Source organism: Cupriavidus oxalaticus, assembly GCF_016894385.1.
Lineage (GTDB): Bacteria > Pseudomonadota > Gammaproteobacteria > Burkholderiales > Burkholderiaceae > Cupriavidus > Cupriavidus oxalaticus.
This window is the reverse complement of the sequence record NZ_CP069812.1, coordinates 3557171-3574426: the sequence shown is the minus strand read 5'-3', so window position 1 is coordinate 3574426 and position 17256 is coordinate 3557171. Positions and strand designations below refer to the sequence as shown.

31 protein-coding genes are annotated in these 17256 nt (G+C 62.7%); all 31 read left to right on the top strand.

Annotation, left to right across the window (positions count from 1 at the left end):
- Nucleotides 1-43: 43 nt before the first annotated feature.
- A complete protein-coding gene (locus JTE92_RS28970; RefSeq protein WP_063241279.1) occupies nt 44-832 on the top strand; it encodes an SDR family oxidoreductase in 789 nt (262 codons plus the stop codon).
- 46 nt (nt 833-878) lie between these two features.
- Nucleotides 879-2120 carry a styrene monooxygenase/indole monooxygenase family protein gene (locus tag JTE92_RS28965; protein ID WP_063241278.1) on the top strand — a complete coding sequence of 414 codons (1242 nt, stop codon included), beginning with the start codon at nt 879-881 and terminating at the stop codon, nt 2118-2120.
- A gap of 1 nt (nt 2121) precedes the next feature.
- Entirely contained in the window at nt 2122-2628 is a 507-nt protein-coding gene (locus JTE92_RS28960) for a flavin reductase family protein (protein ID WP_063241277.1), read from the top strand.
- Between the two features lie 291 nt (nt 2629-2919).
- On the top strand, nt 2920-3570 hold the full coding sequence (rplC, locus tag JTE92_RS28955) for a 50S ribosomal protein L3 (RefSeq protein WP_010812397.1): 651 nt from the start codon (nt 2920-2922) through the stop codon (nt 3568-3570).
- 12 nt (nt 3571-3582) lie between these two features.
- Entirely contained in the window at nt 3583-4203 is a 621-nt protein-coding gene (rplD, locus tag JTE92_RS28950; RefSeq protein ID WP_022536862.1) for a 50S ribosomal protein L4, read from the top strand.
- Nucleotides 4200-4514 (top strand): 50S ribosomal protein L23, encoded by a 315-nt coding sequence (gene rplW, locus JTE92_RS28945; protein WP_006576245.1) that lies wholly within the window; start codon nt 4200-4202, stop codon nt 4512-4514. Before rplD ends, rplW begins: the two co-directional genes overlap by 4 nt.
- A gap of 2 nt (nt 4515-4516) precedes the next feature.
- Nucleotides 4517-5347 (top strand): 50S ribosomal protein L2, encoded by an 831-nt coding sequence (gene rplB, locus JTE92_RS28940; RefSeq protein ID WP_063241276.1) that lies wholly within the window; start codon nt 4517-4519, stop codon nt 5345-5347.
- 22 nt (nt 5348-5369) lie between these two features.
- Nucleotides 5370-5645, top strand: coding sequence for a 30S ribosomal protein S19 (gene rpsS, locus JTE92_RS28935; RefSeq protein WP_029047585.1), 276 nt, complete (start codon nt 5370-5372; stop codon nt 5643-5645).
- 9 nt (nt 5646-5654) lie between these two features.
- On the top strand, nt 5655-5984 hold the full coding sequence (gene rplV / locus JTE92_RS28930) for a 50S ribosomal protein L22 (protein WP_063241275.1): 330 nt from the start codon (nt 5655-5657) through the stop codon (nt 5982-5984).
- Nucleotides 5985-5993: 9 nt separating this feature from the next.
- Nucleotides 5994-6791 (top strand): 30S ribosomal protein S3, encoded by a 798-nt coding sequence (rpsC, locus tag JTE92_RS28925; RefSeq protein WP_063241274.1) that lies wholly within the window; start codon nt 5994-5996, stop codon nt 6789-6791.
- 2 nt (nt 6792-6793) lie between these two features.
- On the top strand, nt 6794-7210 hold the full coding sequence (gene rplP, locus JTE92_RS28920) for a 50S ribosomal protein L16 (RefSeq protein WP_006576240.1): 417 nt from the start codon (nt 6794-6796) through the stop codon (nt 7208-7210).
- Nucleotides 7211-7221: 11 nt separating this feature from the next.
- The gene (gene rpmC / locus JTE92_RS28915) at nt 7222-7416 is read left to right on the top strand and encodes a 50S ribosomal protein L29 (protein WP_008642937.1); all 195 of its coding nucleotides are present in this window, start codon (nt 7222-7224) and stop codon (nt 7414-7416) included.
- Complete coding sequence (rpsQ, locus tag JTE92_RS28910) at nt 7413-7691, top strand: 30S ribosomal protein S17 (RefSeq protein ID WP_010812389.1); 279 nt, start codon at nt 7413-7415, stop codon at nt 7689-7691. Before rpmC ends, rpsQ begins: the two co-directional genes overlap by 4 nt.
- Before the next feature lie 278 nt (nt 7692-7969).
- Nucleotides 7970-8338, top strand: a complete 369-nt coding sequence (gene rplN, locus JTE92_RS28905) for a 50S ribosomal protein L14 (protein ID WP_010812388.1) — start codon at nt 7970-7972, stop codon at nt 8336-8338.
- 9 nt (nt 8339-8347) lie between these two features.
- A complete protein-coding gene (gene rplX / locus JTE92_RS28900; RefSeq protein WP_010812387.1) occupies nt 8348-8656 on the top strand; it encodes a 50S ribosomal protein L24 in 309 nt (102 codons plus the stop codon).
- Nucleotides 8657-8681: 25 nt separating this feature from the next.
- Nucleotides 8682-9224, top strand: a complete 543-nt coding sequence (gene rplE / locus JTE92_RS28895; protein WP_010812386.1) for a 50S ribosomal protein L5 — start codon at nt 8682-8684, stop codon at nt 9222-9224.
- Nucleotides 9225-9233: 9 nt separating this feature from the next.
- Entirely contained in the window at nt 9234-9539 is a 306-nt protein-coding gene (rpsN, locus tag JTE92_RS28890) for a 30S ribosomal protein S14 (RefSeq protein ID WP_011299304.1), read from the top strand.
- A 27-nt stretch (nt 9540-9566) separates the two neighbouring features.
- Complete coding sequence (gene rpsH / locus JTE92_RS28885) at nt 9567-9962, top strand: 30S ribosomal protein S8 (RefSeq protein WP_010812384.1); 396 nt, start codon at nt 9567-9569, stop codon at nt 9960-9962.
- 10 nt (nt 9963-9972) lie between these two features.
- Nucleotides 9973-10506, top strand: coding sequence for a 50S ribosomal protein L6 (rplF, locus tag JTE92_RS28880; protein WP_063241273.1), 534 nt, complete (start codon nt 9973-9975; stop codon nt 10504-10506).
- An 11-nt stretch (nt 10507-10517) separates the two neighbouring features.
- Nucleotides 10518-10874, top strand: a complete 357-nt coding sequence (gene rplR / locus JTE92_RS28875) for a 50S ribosomal protein L18 (RefSeq protein WP_010812382.1) — start codon at nt 10518-10520, stop codon at nt 10872-10874.
- Nucleotides 10875-10895: 21 nt separating this feature from the next.
- Nucleotides 10896-11414 carry a 30S ribosomal protein S5 gene (rpsE, locus tag JTE92_RS28870; protein ID WP_006160449.1) on the top strand — a complete coding sequence of 173 codons (519 nt, stop codon included), beginning with the start codon at nt 10896-10898 and terminating at the stop codon, nt 11412-11414.
- Between the two features lie 10 nt (nt 11415-11424).
- Nucleotides 11425-11607, top strand: a complete 183-nt coding sequence (gene rpmD / locus JTE92_RS28865) for a 50S ribosomal protein L30 (protein WP_010812381.1) — start codon at nt 11425-11427, stop codon at nt 11605-11607.
- Nucleotides 11608-11626: 19 nt separating this feature from the next.
- Nucleotides 11627-12061 carry a 50S ribosomal protein L15 gene (gene rplO / locus JTE92_RS28860; protein ID WP_063241272.1) on the top strand — a complete coding sequence of 145 codons (435 nt, stop codon included), beginning with the start codon at nt 11627-11629 and terminating at the stop codon, nt 12059-12061.
- A 45-nt stretch (nt 12062-12106) separates the two neighbouring features.
- Nucleotides 12107-13450: a preprotein translocase subunit SecY gene (gene secY / locus JTE92_RS28855; RefSeq protein WP_063241271.1), complete on the top strand. Its 1344-nt coding sequence runs from the start codon at nt 12107-12109 to the stop codon at nt 13448-13450.
- 23 nt (nt 13451-13473) lie between these two features.
- The gene (gene infA, locus JTE92_RS28850; RefSeq protein WP_029047590.1) at nt 13474-13692 is read left to right on the top strand and encodes a translation initiation factor IF-1; all 219 of its coding nucleotides are present in this window, start codon (nt 13474-13476) and stop codon (nt 13690-13692) included.
- A gap of 30 nt (nt 13693-13722) precedes the next feature.
- Entirely contained in the window at nt 13723-13839 is a 117-nt protein-coding gene (rpmJ, locus tag JTE92_RS28845) for a 50S ribosomal protein L36 (RefSeq protein WP_008642959.1), read from the top strand.
- 19 nt (nt 13840-13858) lie between these two features.
- Complete coding sequence (gene rpsM, locus JTE92_RS28840; protein ID WP_008642961.1) at nt 13859-14224, top strand: 30S ribosomal protein S13; 366 nt, start codon at nt 13859-13861, stop codon at nt 14222-14224.
- A gap of 24 nt (nt 14225-14248) precedes the next feature.
- Entirely contained in the window at nt 14249-14647 is a 399-nt protein-coding gene (gene rpsK / locus JTE92_RS28835; protein WP_010812376.1) for a 30S ribosomal protein S11, read from the top strand.
- Nucleotides 14648-14947: 300 nt separating this feature from the next.
- The gene (gene rpsD / locus JTE92_RS28830; protein WP_063241270.1) at nt 14948-15571 is read left to right on the top strand and encodes a 30S ribosomal protein S4; all 624 of its coding nucleotides are present in this window, start codon (nt 14948-14950) and stop codon (nt 15569-15571) included.
- Nucleotides 15572-15738: 167 nt separating this feature from the next.
- On the top strand, nt 15739-16719 hold the full coding sequence (locus tag JTE92_RS28825) for a DNA-directed RNA polymerase subunit alpha (RefSeq protein WP_010812374.1): 981 nt from the start codon (nt 15739-15741) through the stop codon (nt 16717-16719).
- A 138-nt stretch (nt 16720-16857) separates the two neighbouring features.
- Nucleotides 16858-17253: a 50S ribosomal protein L17 gene (gene rplQ, locus JTE92_RS28820; protein WP_010812373.1), complete on the top strand. Its 396-nt coding sequence runs from the start codon at nt 16858-16860 to the stop codon at nt 17251-17253.
- The last annotated feature ends 3 nt before the right edge of the window (nt 17254-17256 follow it).

Below are 17256 nucleotides of genomic sequence, written 5' to 3'. Positions count from 1 at the left end.
CCCAATCCTTATCGCCGTACCGGTGACAACCAAGGAGACAACCATGAAGGGATTGCAGGACAAGGTGGCCATCGTCACCGGCGGCGCCACGCTGATCGGCGCGGGCGTGGCGCGGGCCTTCGTCGCGGCCGGCGCGCGGGTGGCGATTTTCGATATCGATGCCGCCAACGGTGAGCGCGTTGCCGCGGAGCTGGGCAAGGACGCGCTTTTTATCGCGGCCGATATCACGCAGGACGAACAGGTCCGCGATGCCGTGGGCCAGGTCGCGCAGCGCTTCGGCGGCGTGGACTTCCTGGTCAACCTGGCCTGCACCTATCTCGACGACGGCTTCCGCTCCAGCCGTGCCGACTGGCTGGCGGCGCTCGATGTCAATGTCGTGTCCGGCGTGATGCTGGCGCAGGCGGTGCAGCCGCTGATGCGCGCGCGCGGCGGCGGCGCCATCGTCAACTTCACCAGCATCTCGGCCAACGTCGCGCAGACCGGGCGCTGGCTCTATCCGGTCTCGAAGGCCGCCATCGCACAACTGACGCGGAATATGGCGATGGACCTGGCGCCCGACCGCATCCGCGTGAACTCGGTCTCGCCGGGGTGGACCTGGTGCCGGCTGATGGATGAGGTCAGCGGCGGCAACCGCGCCCGTACCGATGCCGTCGCTGCGCCGTTCCATCTGCTGGGCCGCGTTGGCGAGCCCGACGAGGTTGCACAGGTGGTGCTGTTCCTGTGCTCCGACCATGCCAGCTTCGTCACCGGCGCGGATTATGCCGTCGACGGCGGCTACAGCGCCATGGGCCCGGAGCAGAACGTCCCGGCAATCGGCAAGCTGGCCGGCTGACGCCATCCCCGCACACGCCATCCCCATCCAACCAGGAGACAACATCATGCGCCAACGCATCGCCATCGTCGGGGCCGGGCAGTCCGGGCTGCAAATGGCCCTCGGGCTGCAGGCGGCCGGCTACCAGGTCACACTGCTGTCCAACCGCACGCCGGATCAGGTCCGTGCCGGCAAGGTCATGTCAAGCCAGTGCATGTTCGATCGCGCCTTGCAGACCGAGCGCGACCTCGGCCTCAACTGGTGGGAGGACACATGCCCTCCGGTCGAGGGCATCGGCCTGGCCGTGCCGCATCCCGAGCAGCCTGGCGCGAAAGTCATCGACTGGGCCGCGCCGCTGGACCGGGCGGCACAGGCGGTCGACCAACGGCTGAAGATGCCGGCGTGGATGGAGGCCTTCGCCGCGCGCGGCGGCGACCTGCGCATCGTCGATGTGGGCGTGGACGAGCTGGAAGACCTGACGCGCGAACACGAGCTGGTGCTGCTGGCCGCCGGCAAGGGTGAGATCGTCAGCCGCTTCGAGCGCGATGCGCAGCGCAGTCCGTTCGACAAGCCGCAGCGCGCGCTGGCGCTGACCTACGTGACCGGCATGGTGCCGCGCGAGCCGTTCTCGCGGGTGTGCTTCAACCTGATCCCGGGCGTCGGCGAATATTTCGTCTTCCCCGCGCTGACGCTGTCGGGGCCGTGCGAGATCATGGTGTTCGAAGGCGTCCCGGGCGGCCCGATGGACCGCTGGGCCGAGGCGCGCACGCCCGCACAGCACCTCGCGGAAAGCCTGCGCATCCTGAGGACCTATGCGCCATGGGAGGCCGAGCGTTGCGGGCAGGTGGCGCTGACCGACGACAACGGCATCCTGTCGGGCCGCTTCGCGCCGACGGTGCGCAAGCCGGTGCTGACGCTGCCCTCGGGCCGGCTGGTATTCGGCATGGCTGACGCCGTGGTGGTCAACGACCCGATCACCGGGCAAGGCTCCAACAATGCCGCCAAATGCTGCAAGGTCTACCTCGACGCCATCCTCGCGCAGGGCGAGCGGCCGTTCGACCGCGACTGGATGGAGCAGACCTTCGCCCGCTACTGGCAATACGCCGGCGATGTGGTGGCATGGACCAACTCGCTGCTGACCCCGCCGCCGCCCCATATCCTGGCGCTGCTGGGCGCTGCGGGGCAATCGCCGGCGCTGGCGGCCCGTATCGCCAACGGCTTCGACAATCCGACGGACTTTTTCCCGTGGTGGATGGACCCGCAGGCCTGCCACCAGCTGATCGACCACCACCTGCCGCAGGCTGCCTGACATGGACGCCACCACTGTCACCCATGCCGCGCCGGCGCTCGATCCGCGCGAACTGCGCCGGGTTTGCGGCCGCTACGCGACCGGCGTGGCGGTCATCGGTGCCTGCACGGCGCAGCAGCGGCCGGTCGGCATCACCGTCAACTCGTTCGCGTCGCTGTCGCTGGCGCCGCCGCTGATCCTGTGGAGCCTGGCGTCGCACTCGCCCAACGCGGGGCTGTTCGAGCCGGGTCGGCCGTTCGGCGTCAGCATCCTGCGCGCCGGGCACGGCGACCTGGCGCGCCGCTTCGCCACCCCCGCGGCCGACAAGTTCGCCGGCGTGCGCCACACCCGCTGCGTCCAGGGCGTGCCCTACCTTGACGAGGCGCTCGCCACGCTCGCATGCCGCGTCGAGCGCGCCGATCCCGTTGGCGACCACCTGCTGATCGTGGGCGCGGTGGAGTCGATCGCGGCGGAGGAGGGCGAGCCGCTGGTCTTCTACAGCGGCGGCTTTGTGCGGGTGGCGGCCTGACCGTTGCGCACCGGCGAGCGGCGCTGGCCGCCCGCCGCGCCGCCTTCGTGCCAGCTTTTGCGCACATCTGCGTGAATCCTGCCTGCAACACCCACCGGCAAATCGCAATTGCTTATTGCCCTTTCCTGAGGGAAGGGTTATAGTGTAAGGCTACCCGTGTATCCGGGTAGTGGGTTGGCCGTTTTGGCCACGCGCAGTCCTCTTTAGCGCAGCCCATCCGCGCACAAGCGCAAACACAGTTTTCGTGTATCAATCAGCCCCGGCCAATCGCAGCTGGGAATGGAGCAAACCATGAGCCTTGGCCTTGTAGGTCGCAAGGTTGGCATGACCCGTATTTTCACGGACGACGGTGAAGCGATTCCCGTGACCGTGGTCGAGGTCGGCGACAACCGCGTGACGCAAATCAAGACGGACGAGACCGACGGTTACACCGCGGTTCAAGTCACCTTCGGCGCACGACGCGCAAGCCGCGTCACCAAGCCGCTGGCGGGTCACCTCGCCAAAGCCGGCGTGGAAGCCGGCGAAATCATCCGCGAATTCCGTATCGATGCAGCCAAGGCTGCCGAACTGCAAGCTGGCGGTTCGCTGTCGGTCGACCTGTTCGAAGTCGGTCAGAAGATCGACGTGCAGGGCGTGACCATCGGTAAGGGCTACGCCGGTACCATCAAGCGCTACCACTTCGCCTCCGGCCGTGCCACCCACGGTAACTCGCGCTCGCACAACGTGCCGGGCTCGATCGGTATGGCGCAGGATCCGGGCCGTGTGTTCCCGGGCAAGCGCATGACCGGTCACCTGGGCGATGTCACCCGCACCGTGCAGAACCTGGAGATCGCCAAGATCGACGCAGAGCGCAAGCTGCTGCTGGTCAAGGGCGCCATCCCTGGCTCCAAGAACGGCAAGGTCATCGTTACCCCGGCCGTCAAGGCCAAAGCCAAAGCTTAAGGAGCGCATGTAATGGAACTCAAGCTCCTCCAGGACAATGGCCAGATCGGCGCCGGCGTTGACGCGTCGCCCGAAGTGTTCGGCCGTGACTACAACGAAGCCCTCGTTCACCAGATCGTCGTCGCTTACCAGGCCAACGCTCGCAGCGGTAACCGTAAGCAGAAGGATCGTGAAGAGGTCAAGCACACGACCAAGAAGCCGTGGCGCCAGAAGGGTACGGGCCGTGCTCGTGCCGGTATGTCCTCCTCGCCGCTGTGGCGCGGGGGCGGCCGTATCTTCCCGAATTCGCCGGAAGAGAACTTCAGCCAGAAGGTCAACAAGAAGATGTTCCGTGCCGGCATGCGCTCGATCTACTCGCAGCTCGCACGTGAAGGTCGTATCAATGTGGTGGACGGTTTCACCGTCGACGCGCCCAAGACCAAGCTCTTGGCCGACAAGTTCAAGGCCATGGGCCTGGACTCGGTGCTGATCATCACCGACAGCCTCGACGAGAACCTCTACCTGGCTTCGCGCAACCTGCCGCACGTGGCAGTCGTGGAGCCGCGCCAGGCTGATCCGCTGTCGCTCGTGCACTACAAGAAGGTGCTGGTGACCAAGGCGGCCGTCGCGCAGATCGAGGAGTTGCTGAAATGACGCAAGTAGCCAAGAACGATCATCGTTTGATGCAGGTGCTGCTCGCGCCGGTGGTTTCCGAAAAGGCAACCCTGGTCGCCGACAAGAACGAACAAGTCGTGTTCGAAGTGGCCCGCGATGCCAACAAGGCAGAAGTGAAGGCCGCCGTCGAACTGCTGTTCAAGGTCGAGGTGCAGTCCGTTCAGATCCTGAACCAGAAGGGCAAGCAAAAGCGCTTCGGTCGCTTCATGGGGCGTCGCAACCACGTGAAGAAGGCCTACGTTTCGCTGAAGCCGGGTCAGGAAATCAATTTTGAAGCGGAGGCCAAGTAATCATGGCACTCGTCAAGACCAAGCCGACTTCCCCGGGTCGTCGCTCGATGGTGAAGGTCGTCAACAAGGACCTTCACAAGGGCGCCCCGCACGCTCCGCTGCTGGAAAAGCAATTCCAGAAGTCGGGCCGTAACAACAACGGTCATATCACCACCCGCCACAAGGGCGGTGGTCATAAGCACCACTACCGCGTGGTCGACTTCAAGCGCAACGACAAGGACGGCATCCCCGCCAAGGTCGAGCGCCTGGAATACGATCCGAACCGCAGCGCCAACATCGCGCTGGTCGTGTTCGCCGACGGCGAGCGCCGCTACATCATCGCCACCAAGGGCATGGTTGCCGGCCAATCGCTGCTGAATGGCTCGGAAGCGCCGATCAAGGCTGGCAACAACCTGCCGATCCGCAACATTCCGGTCGGTACCACGATCAACAACGTGGAAATGCTGCCGGGCAAGGGCGCCCAGATCGCCCGCGCTGCAGGCGGCTCCGCCGTGCTGCTGGCCCGTGAAGGCCTGTACGCCCAGGTTCGCCTGCGCTCGGGTGAAGTCCGCCGCGTGCACATCGAATGCCGCGCCACCATCGGTGAAGTGGGCAACGAAGAGCACAGCCTGCGCGTCATCGGCAAGGCCGGTGCGACCCGCTGGCGCGGTATCCGCCCGACGGTGCGTGGTGTCGTGATGAACCCGGTGGATCACCCGCACGGTGGTGGTGAAGGCAAGACCGCCGCTGGTCGTGATCCGGTTTCGCCGTGGGGTACCCCGGCCAAGGGTTACCGTACCCGCAGCAACAAGCGCACGGACAGCATGATCGTCCAGAAGCGCCACAAGCGTTAATCGGTAGGTAGGAGCTAAAGATATGACTCGTTCCGCTAAAAAGGGTCCGTTCTGCGACGCCCACCTGCTGAAGAAGGTGGAAGTTGCAGTCAGCGGCAAGGACAAGAAGCCCATCAAGACGTGGTCGCGCCGCTCGACCATTCTGCCGGAGTTCATTGGCCTGACGATCGCCGTGCACAACGGCCGTCAACACGTGCCGGTGTACGTGACGGAAAACATGGTTGGCCACAAGCTCGGCGAATTTGCGATCACCCGCACGTTCAAGGGCCACGCGGCTGACAAGAAAGCGAAGAGGTAAGGTGCCATCATGGAAGTGAAAGCGATTCATCGCGGTGCCCGCATCTCCGCCCAGAAGACGCGCCTGGTCGCTGACCAGATCCGCGGTCTGCCGATCGAGCGCGCGCTCAATGTCCTGCAGTTCAGCCCGAAAAAGGCTGCCGGGATCGTGAAGAAGGTGGTCGAATCGGCCATCGCCAACGCTGAGCACAACGAAGGCGCCGACATCGACGAACTGAAGGTCAAATCGATCTACGTCGACAAGGCGACCTCGCTCAAGCGCTTCACCGCACGGGCGAAGGGCCGCGGCAACCGCATCGAGAAACAAACCTGTCACATCACTGTGACGCTCGGCAACTAAGGAGTCACGATGGGACAGAAGATTCATCCGACTGGCTTCCGTCTGGCTGTCAGCCGTAACTGGGCTTCGCGCTGGTACGCCAGCAACACGAAGTTCGCCGGCATGCTGAAGGAAGACATCGAAGTTCGCGACTTCCTGAAGAAGAAGCTGAAGAACGCATCGGTTGGCCGCGTCGTCATCGAGCGCCCCGCCCGCAATGCCCGCATCACCATTTACAGCTCGCGTCCGGGCGTGGTGATCGGCAAGAAGGGTGAGGACATCGAACTGCTGAAGGCCGAACTGCAGCGTCGCATGGGCGTGCCCGTGCACGTGAACATCGAGGAAATCCGCAAGCCGGAAACCGATGCCCAGCTGATCGCCGACTCGATCACCCAGCAGCTCGAGCGCCGCATCATGTTCCGCCGCGCCATGAAGCGCGCCATGCAGAACGCGATGCGCCTGGGCGCCCAGGGCATCAAGATCATGAGCGCCGGTCGTCTGAACGGTATCGAAATCGCACGTACCGAGTGGTACCGCGAAGGCCGTGTGCCCCTGCACACCCTGCGCGCCGACATCGACTACGGCTTCTCCGAAGCAGAAACCACCTACGGCATCATCGGTGTCAAGGTGTGGGTCTACAAGGGGGATCACCTCGGCCGCAATGACGCGCCGGTGGTGGAAGAGCCGCAAGACGACCGTCGTCGTCGCCCGGGTCGTCCGGAAGGCCGCCGCCGTGAAGGCGAAGGCCGTCCGGGTGGCAACCGCCGTGGCGGTGCCGGTGCCGGTCGTCGCGCTGCGCCTGGCGCAGATGGGAAGAGTGGAGAATAACGATGCTGCAACCTAAGCGCAGAAAATACCGCAAGGAGCAGAAAGGCCGCAACACGGGTAAGGCTACCCGTGGCAACGCCGTGTCTTTCGGCGAATTCGGCCTGAAGGCAATGGGCCGTGGCCGCCTGACGGCTCGCCAGATCGAGTCGGCACGTCGTGCGATGACCCGTCACATCAAGCGTGGCGGCCGCATCTGGATCCGGATCTTCCCGGACAAGCCGATCTCGAAGAAGCCCGCTGAAGTCCGTATGGGTAACGGCAAGGGCAATCCGGAATACTACGTGGCTGAAATCCAGCCGGGCAAGATGCTGTACGAAATGGATGGCGTGAGCGAAGAGCTGGCGCGTGAGGCGTTCCGCCTCGCAGCGGCCAAGCTGCCGATCGCCACCAATTTCGTGGTGCGCCAGGTCGGGACGTAAGGAGAGCAGGGATGAAAGCATCCGAACTTCGCGGCAAGGACGCCGCAGGCCTGAACCAGGAGCTCTCCGAGCTGCTGAAGGCCCAATTTAGCCTGCGCATGCAAAAGGCAACCCAACAGCTGCAGAACACCAGCCAGCTGAAGAAGGTTCGCAAGGACATCGCGCGCGTGCAAACCGTGCTGACTGAAAAGGCGAACGCGAAATGACTGAAGCTGCACAAACGGAAAAGTCGCTTCGCCGCACCCTGGTCGGCCGTGTCGTGAGCGACAAGATGGACAAGACCGTTACGGTCTTGGTGGAAAACCGCGTCAAGCATCCCCTGTACGGCAAGTACGTGCTGCGTTCCAAGAAGTACCACGCACACGACGAAGCCAACCAGTACAAGGAAGGCGACAAGGTCGAAATCCAGGAAGGCCGTCCGCTGTCGCGGACCAAGTCCTGGGTGGTTTCCCGGCTGGTAGAGGCTGCACGCGTCATCTAAGAGCAACACGTTCTTAGCTTGACTTGCAAGTCCAGGATTATGTAGCTATAATCCTGGACTTCCGCTTTATTGCGTTCGCCTTAGCAGTACCACCCGGGCGGGCCTGTTTAGCGAGCCAGGGCCAGGCGGCCTCGACGATCTGTCGGGATTGCCGGGTTCCTACCGACTTCAAAGTTGATCAACCCAGACGGTGCTGGCGCAAGGCCGGAGCCGACGGGACCAAGACTGACCGACGGGCGCTATCGCACCTGGCGGATTAAGTTGGGAAGACAAACACCATGATTCAGACAGAAAGCCGGCTCGAAGTGGCCGATAACACTGGTGCGCGCGAAGTGCTGTGCATCAAGGTGCTGGGTGGCTCCAAGCGCCGCTACGCAAGCGTTGGCGACATCATCAAGGTGACCGTCAAGGACGCAGCGCCGCGCGGTCGCGTGAAGAAGGGCGACATCTACAACGCCGTCGTCGTGCGTACCGCCAAGGGCGTGCGCCGCGCTGACGGTTCGCTGATCAAGTTCGACGGCAATGCCGCCGTCCTGCTGAACAACAAGCTCGAGCCGATCGGCACCCGTATCTTCGGGCCGGTGACTCGTGAACTCCGTACCGAGCGCTTCATGAAGATCGTGTCGCTCGCTCCGGAAGTGCTGTAAGGAGCCGACATGAACAAGATTCGCAAAGGCGATGAAGTCATCGTCCTGACCGGCAAGGACAAGGGCAAGCGCGGTACCGTGCAGGCTGTGCTCGGTGACAAGGTTGCAGTGCAAGGCGTGAACATCGCCAAGAAGCACGCGCGCCCGAACCCGATGCTGGGCACCACCGGTGGCGTGGTTGACAAGGTCATGCCGCTGCATATTTCCAACGTTGCGCTCGTGGATGCCAATGGCAAGCCGTCGCGCGTCGGCATCAAGGTGGAAGACGGCAAGCGCGTGCGCGTGCTGAAGACCACCGGCGCCGTCGTGGCAGCTTGATTCTGGGCACGTTTAGGAGTTGAGCATGGCAGCACGTCTGCAAGAGTTTTACAAAGAACAGGTTGTGCCGAAGCTGATCGAACAGTTCGGCTACAAGTCGGTCATGGAAGTGCCGCGCATCACCAAGATCACCCTGAACATGGGCCTTGGCGAAGCGATCAATGACAAGAAGATCATTGAAAACGCCGTCGGCGACCTGACCAAGATCGCCGGTCAGAAGCCGGTCGTGACGAAGGCCAAGAAGGCCATCGCCGGCTTCAAGATCCGCCAGGGCTACCCCATCGGTGCGATGGTGACCCTGCGCGGCGAGCGCATGTTCGAATTCCTCGATCGTTTCGTCACCGTGGCCCTGCCGCGCGTGCGTGACTTCCGTGGTGTGTCGGGCCGTTCGTTCGACGGTCGTGGCAACTACAACATCGGTGTGAAAGAGCAGATCATTTTCCCCGAAATCGAGTACGACAAGATCGACGCACTGCGTGGTCTGAACATCAGCATCACGACGACGGCAAAGAACGACGAGGAAGCCAAGGCACTCCTCGGTGCGTTCAAGTTCCCGTTCCGCAATTAAGGGGTAACCGTGGCTAAACTGGCTCTGATTGAACGTGAGAAGAAGCGCGCCAAGCTGGCGGCGAAGTTCGCCCCCAAGCGCGCTGCCCTCAAGGCCATTATCGACGACCAAGAGAAGTCGGAAGAAGAGCGTTATATGGCGCGTCTCGAGCTGCAACAGCTCCCGCGCAACGCGAACCCGACTCGCCAGCGTAACCGCTGCGCGATCACCGGTCGTCCCCGCGGTACCTTCCGCAAGTTTGGCCTGGCGCGTAACAAGATCCGCGAAATCGCCTTCAAGGGCGAAATCCCGGGTCTGACGAAAGCCAGCTGGTAATTACGCACAGGCTACAGGAGAAACAGTATGAGCATGAGCGATCCTATCGCCGATATGCTGACGCGCATCCGCAACGCCCAGGGCGTGCAGAAGGCGTCGGTTGTCATGCCGTCGTCGAAGCTGAAAGTGGCAATCGCCAAGGTCCTGAAGGACGAAGGCTACATCGACGATTACGCCGTCCAGGAAGATGGCGGCAAGGCACAACTGAGCATCGGCCTGAAGTACTACGCCGGCCGTCCGGTGATCGAGCGCATCGAGCGCGTCTCGAAGCCCGGCCTGCGCGTGTACAAGGGCCGCAGCGACATCCCGCAAGTGATGAACGGCCTGGGTGTGGCGATCATCTCGACCCCGCAGGGTCTGATGACCGACCGCAAGGCTCGCGCCACTGGCGTGGGCGGCGAAGTTCTCTGCTACGTCGCTTAAGGAGAGAACCATGTCCCGTGTAGGTAAGGCTCCCATCGCGCTCCCCAAGGGCGCGGAAGTGAACGTGGCAGCTGGCGTGCTCTCTGTGAAGGGTCCGCTGGGTACGCTGTCGCAGCCGATTCACAGCCTGGTCAAGGTCAATGTCGAGAACGACACGCTGACCTTCTCGCCGGCTGACGAGTCGCGTGAAGCAAACGCCCTGCAAGGCACCATGCGCGCCCTGGTGGCGAACATGGTCAAGGGCGTGACCACCGGTTTCGAGCGCAAGCTGAACCTTGTTGGCGTGGGCTACCGTGCCCAGCTGCAAGGCACTGCGCTGAAGCTCCAGCTTGGTTTCTCGCACGACGTGATCCATGAGATGCCGGAAGGCGTGAAGGCCGAAACGCCGACGCAGACCGAAATCCTGATCAAGGGTGCGGACAAGCAGAAAGTCGGTCAGGTTGCCGCGGAAGTCCGCGCGTACCGTCCGCCCGAGCCCTACAAGGGCAAGGGTGTGCGTTACAGCGACGAGCGCGTCATCCTGAAGGAAACCAAGAAGAAGTAAGGGGTGCAATGATGAACAAGAAAGACGCTCGTTTGCGCCGTGCACGTCAGACCCGCGCCAAGATCGCGGAGATGAAAGTCAATCGTCTGACCGTGTTCCGTACGAATTCGCATATTTACGCCCAGGTCTTCTCGGAGTGCGGCACCAAGGTGCTGGCTTCGGCTTCGACCGCAGAGGTGGAAGTGCGCAAGGAACTGGATGGCAAGGGCGCTACCGCCGCTGCCGCCACCGTGGTTGGCAAGCGCATCGCCGAGAAGGCGAAGGCTGCCGGCGTGGAAACCGTCGCGTTCGATCGCGCCGGCTTCCGTTTCCATGGCCGCGTGAAGGCCCTGGCAGACGCCGCCCGCGAAGCCGGCCTGAAGTTCTAAGCGCATAGAGAGAGATACGTCATGGCAAAGATGCAAGCAAAAGTCCAACAGGACGAACGCGACGACGGCCTCCGCGAGAAGATGATCTCGGTCAACCGTGTCACCAAGGTGGTGAAGGGTGGCCGGATTCTCGGTTTCGCTGCGCTGACCGTGGTCGGTGACGGCGATGGCCGCATCGGCATGGGCAAGGGCAAGGCCAAGGAAGTGCCGGTTGCCGTTCAGAAGGCAATGGACGAAGCCCGTCGCAAGATGGTCAAGGTTTCGCTGAAGAACGGCACGCTGCAACACGAAGTCGTTGGCAAGCACGGCGCCGCCAAGGTGCTGATGATGCCCGCCAAGGAAGGTACCGGCGTGATCGCCGGCGGCCCGATGCGCGCGATCTTCGAAGTGATGGGTGTCACCAACGTGGTGACCAAGTCGCACGGCTCCACCAACCCGTACAACATGGTTCGCGCCACGCTGGACGGCCTTCAGAAGATGAGCACGCCGGGCGAAATCGCCGCGAAGCGTGGCAAGTCGGTCGAAGACATCCTGGGTTAAGGTGAACGCAATGTCGCAGAAAACCGTAAAAGTGCAACTCGTGCGCAGCCTGATCGGCACGCGCGAGGATCATCGCGCCACCGTGCGTGGCCTGGGCCTGCGCCGCATCAACTCGGTGTCGGAGCTGCAGGACACGCCCGCCGTGCGCGGCATGATCAACAAGGTCTCGTACCTGGTCAAGGTTCTGGCCTGATCGGGACTTGGAGAGCAAGATGCAACTGAACAACCTGAAACCGGCTGCCGGTTCGAAGCACGCCAAGCGTCGCGTCGGCCGCGGTATCGGCTCCGGCCTGGGCAAGACCGCCGGTCGCGGTCACAAGGGTCAGAAGTCGCGTTCGGGCGGCTTCCACAAGGTGGGCTTCGAAGGCGGCCAGATGCCGCTGTATCGTCGCCTGCCGAAGCGCGGCTTCACCTCGCTGACCAAGGCGTTCACCGCCGAAGTCACGCTGCGTGACATCGAGCGCCTGGAAGCGGCCGAAGTCGACCTGCTGGTCCTGAAGCAGGCTGGCCTGGTCAGCGACCTGGTCAAGAGCGCCAAGGTCATCAAGGCCGGCGAGCTGACCCGCAAGGTGACGATCAAGGGTCTGGGCGCCACCGCTGGCGCCAAGGCCGCGATCGAAGCCGCCGGCGGCCAGATCGCAGCCTGATAACGGCATTTATCGCAGCATAGGCAGTTACAGTCGGAGCATCGTTTGGCCACGGCGAAACCCAATGCAAGCGCGCAAGCCAGGAACACGGCGAAGTACGGCGACCTCAAGCGCCGGCTGATGTTCCTGGTGCTGGCCCTGATCGTGTACCGCATCGGCGCTCATATTCCGGTGCCCGGTATCGATCCGGAGCAGCTTGCGAAGCTTTTCCAGAGTCAGTCGGGTGGCATCCTCGGGATGTTCAACCTGTTCTCGGGCGGGGCGCTGTCGCGCTTTACCGTCTTCGCGCTCGGCATCATGCCGTACATCTCGGCGTCGATCATCATGCAGTTGCTGACGATCGTGCTGCCGCACCTGGAAGCGCTGAAGAAGGAAGGGCAGGCAGGGCAGCGCAAGATCACGCAGTACACGCGTTACGGCACCGTGGTCCTGGCCACGTTCCAGGCGCTGTCGATTGCGGTGGCGCTGGAGTCGCAGCCCGGGCTGGTGCTGGATCCTGGCCTGATGTTCCGGGCCACGGCAGTGATCACGCTGGTGACCGGCACGATGTTCCTGATGTGGCTGGGTGAGCAGATCACCGAGCGCGGTCTGGGCAACGGCATCTCGATCATCATCTTCGGCGGTATCGCGGCGGGCCTGCCCAACGCGATCGGCGGACTGTTCGAACTGGTCCGCACGGGTTCCATGAGCATCATCGCGGCGATCTTCATCGTGGCGATCGTGATCGGGGTGACCTTCGCCGTGGTGTTCGTCGAGCGTGGCCAGCGCAAGATCCTGGTGAACTATGCCAAGCGTCAGGTCGGCAACAAGGTGTATGGCGGCCAGTCGTCGCACCTGCCGCTGAAGCTGAACATGGCAGGGGTGATTCCGCCGATCTTTGCATCGTCGATCATCCTGTTCCCGGCAACGATCGCGGGCTGGTTTACGTCTGACGCGACCGGCTCGGTGGGTGGGTTCATCAAGGACCTGGCTGCCACGCTGTCGCCAGGCCAGCCGGTCTACATCCTGCTGTACGCTGCTGCGATTGTATTTTTCTGCTTCTTCTACACGGCCCTGGTCTACAACAGCCGTGAAGTGGCAGACAACCTGAAGAAAAGCGGTGCCTTCATTCCGGGCATTCGTCCGGGCGAGCAGACGACGCGCTATATCGACAAGATCCTGGTGCGTTTGACGCTGGCTGGTGCGATCTACATCACACTGGTCTGCCTGTTGCCGGAATTCCTGGTGCTGCGCTGGAACGTTCCGTTCTATTTCGGCGGAACCTCCCTGCTGATCATCGTGGTCGTCACGATGGACTTCATGGCCCAGGTTCAGTCCTATGTCATGTCGCAGCAGTATGAGTCGCTGCTGAAGAAGGCGAATTTCAAGGGCAATCTGACCTTGCGCTGACTTCGGATCGGTACAGGCTAGGTATGGCTAAAGACGACGTCATCCAGATGCAGGGCGAGGTCCTGGAAAACCTGCCCAATGCGACGTTCCGAGTCAAGCTGGAGAATGGCCATGTAGTGTTGGGCCATATCTCCGGCAAGATGAGAATGCACTACATCCGGATCCTTCCGGGTGACAAGGTGACGGTCGAATTGACCCCATATGATCTGTCGCGCGCACGAATCGTCTTCCGGACGAAGTGAGCGAACAGGAATTGAAGGAAGAGGAAAATTATGAAAGTGCTGGCTTCTGTTAAGCGCATTTGCCGCAACTGCAAAATCATCAAGCGCAACGGTGTCGTGCGCGTGATCTGCTCGTCGGATCCCCGCCACAAGCAACGCCAAGGCTAATCGGAAAGAGGATTGACGAATGGCACGTATCGCAGGGGTTAACATCCCGAACCACAAGCATACCGAAATCGGCCTGACCGCCATTTACGGTATCGGCCGCTCGCGCGCCCGCAAGATTTGCGAGGCCACCGGTGTACCGTTTGACAAGAAGGTCAAGGATCTGACCGACGCCGACCTGGAAAAGCTTCGTGACGAAGTGGGCAAGGTCACGGTCGAGGGTGACCTGCGTCGTGAAACCACGATGAACATCAAGCGTCTGATGGACCTTGGTTGCTATCGTGGCATGCGTCACCGCAAGGGCCTGCCCATGCGCGGTCAGCGTACCCGTACCAACGCCCGTACCCGCAAGGGTCCGCGCAAGGCCGGCGTGGCTCTGAAGAAGTAAAGCCGAAGGCAGAGGAAGAAACTAATGGCAAAAGGTCCGAATAACGCCGCTCGCGCGCGTAAGAAGGTCAAGAAGAACGTTGCCGACGGCATTGCGCACGTCCACGCCTCGTTCAACAACACCATCATCACGATCACCGACCGTCAGGGCAATGCCCTGTCGTGGGCGACCGCCGGTGGCCAGGGCTTCAAGGGTTCGCGCAAGTCGACCCCGTTCGCTGCCCAGGTCGCTGCCGAGAACGCCGGCCGCGTGGCGCAAGACCAGGGTATCAAGAACCTGGAAGTGCGCATCAAGGGCCCCGGCCCTGGCCGTGAGTCGGCTGTCCGCGCACTGAACGCGCTGGGCATCAAGATCGCGATCATCGAAGACGTCACGCCGATTCCGCACAACGGCTGCCGTCCGCCGAAGCGCCGCCGCATCTAAGCGTTGGCGTGTCCGAGGCCGGTGGGTTTACCTGCCGGTTTTGGATATGGTAGTATCGCGCGTTGACCTGCTGCATTTGATGCGGCAGGTTTTCGTTTTGCATCGATGGAATGTCGCATAAAGCACATCCCGGTGTCGATGCACTGTAAATGCTTTCAGCGTCGTACCCGGCCAGCTCCGGCCAGGGCGCGCTTCATAAGCCCACCGTCCGTCACGGTCTTCCCAGGGCTCTGGGAGGCACTGCGTTGACGGACTCGCGGCGCGTCAAGAAGGCGCCGCGATCGATCAAAGGAAGACAACGTGGCACGTTATACCGGCCCGAAGGCCAAACTTTCCCGCCGTGAAGGCACCGACCTGTTCCTGAAGAGCTCGCGCCGCTCGCTGGCCGACAAGTGCAAGCTGGACAGCAAGCCGGGCCAGCATGGCCGCACCTCGGGTGCACGCACCTCGGACTACGGCAACCAGCTGCGCGAAAAGCAGAAGGTCAAGCGCATCTACGGCGTGCTCGAGCGCCAGTTCCGCCGCTACTTCGCCGAAGCCGACCGCCGCAAGGGCAACACCGGCGAAAACCTGCTGCAACTGCTGGAATCGCGCCTGGACAACGTGGTGTACCGCATGGGCTTCGGCTCGACCCGCGCTGAAGCGCGCCAGCTGGTTTCGCACAAGGCGATCCTGGTGAACGGTCAGACCCTGAACGTGCCGTCGGCCCAGATCAAGTCGGGCGACATCATCACCATCCGCGAGCAGTCGAAGAAGCAGGTCCGTATCGCCGAAGCGCTGTCGCTGGCCGAGCAGTCGGGCTTCCCGACCTGGGTTGCCGTGGATGCCAAGAAGTTCGAAGGTACCTTCAAGCAAGTTCCGGATCGCGCCGATATCTCGGGTGACATCAACGAAAGCCTGATCGTCGAACTGTACTCGCGTTAATCCGCGAGCGGACGGCCCAGCGCTTGCGTTCTCCGCAAAGCTTCTCTTCCAGCCCGACGCGCGCTACGCGCGGTCGGGCTTCGCCCATCGTTGCGATGGGTATTTTCAGGTTCCAAACGTCAGCCTTATCGGTGTAACGAGCCGAGGGTATTGAAAAGGACAACCTAATGCAAACAGCACTCCTCAAGCCAAAAATCATCGCCGTCGAGCCTCTGGGCGACCATCACGCCAAAGTCGTGATGGAGCCGTTCGAGCGCGGCTACGGCCATACGCTCGGTAACGCCCTGCGTCGCGTGCTGCTGTCGTCGATGGTCGGCTATGCCCCGACCGAAGTCACGATCGCTGGGGTGGTCCACGAGTATTCCACCATCGACGGCGTGCAGGAAGACGTCGTCAACCTGCTGCTCAACCTGAAGGGCGTGGTGTTCAAGCTGCACAACCGTGATGAAGTCACGGTGTCGCTGCGCAAGGATGGTGAAGGCGTTGTCACGGCTGCCGATATCGAGCTGCCGCACGACGTCGAGATCATCAACCCGAACCACGTGATCGCCCATCTGTCGGCCGGCGGCAAGCTGGACATGCAGATCAAGGTCGAGCAAGGCCGTGGCTACGTGCCGGGCAACGTGCGCAAGTTCGGCGACGAGTCGGGCAAGGTCATCGGCCGCATCGTGCTGGACGCTTCGTTCTCGCCGGTGCGCCGCGTGTCGTACGCCGTTGAGTCCGCTCGCGTGGAGCAGCGTACCGACCTGGACAAGCTGGTGATGAACATCGAAACCGACGGCGTGATCTCGCCCGAGGAAGCGATCCGCCAGTCGGCCCGCATCCTGGTCGACCAGTTGTCCGTGTTCGCCGCGCTGGAAGGTACCGAGTCGGCAGCCGAGGCTGCTTCGAGCCGCACGCCGCAGATCGATCCGATCCTGCTGCGCCCGGTCGACGACCTGGAGCTGACGGTGCGTTCGGCCAACTGCCTGAAGGCCGAGAACATCTACTACATCGGCGACCTGATCCAGCGTACCGAGAACGAGCTGCTGAAGACCCCGAACCTGGGTCGCAAGTCGCTCAACGAGATCAAGGAAGTCCTCGCCTCGCGTGGCCTGACCCTCGGCATGAAGCTCGAGAACTGGCCGCCCGCAGGTCTGGAAAAGTAATTGTGGCGCGGGGGCGTTAGCGCCCCGCACCGCGGTAACCGCCCTGGCTTCGGCCGGGGCTCGTATGACTACCGGCCCGCGTCCAGCCGCATCGGACGATAGAAGAGCTGGTCAAACACTTAACTGAAAGGAATCATCATGCGTCACCGTCATGGTCTGCGGAAACTGAACCGCACCTCGTCGCACCGCCTCGCGATGCTGCGCAACATGTCCAACTCGCTGTTCCAGCACGAGCTGATCAAGACCACCGTGCCCAAGGCCAAGGAACTGCGCAAGGTCGTCGAGCCGCTGATCACGCTGGCCAAGAAGGACACCGTTGCCAACCGCCGCCTGGCTTTCGCCCGCCTGCGCGACCGCGACATGGTCACCAAGCTGTTCACCGAACTGGGCCCGCGCTACGCCACCCGTCCGGGCGGCTACACCCGCATCCTGAAGTTCGGCTTCCGTCAGGGCGACAACGCGCCGATGGCGCTGGTCGAGCTGGTGGATCGTCCGGAAATCACCGAAGCCCCGGCTGAAGAAGCCGCGGAATAAGTG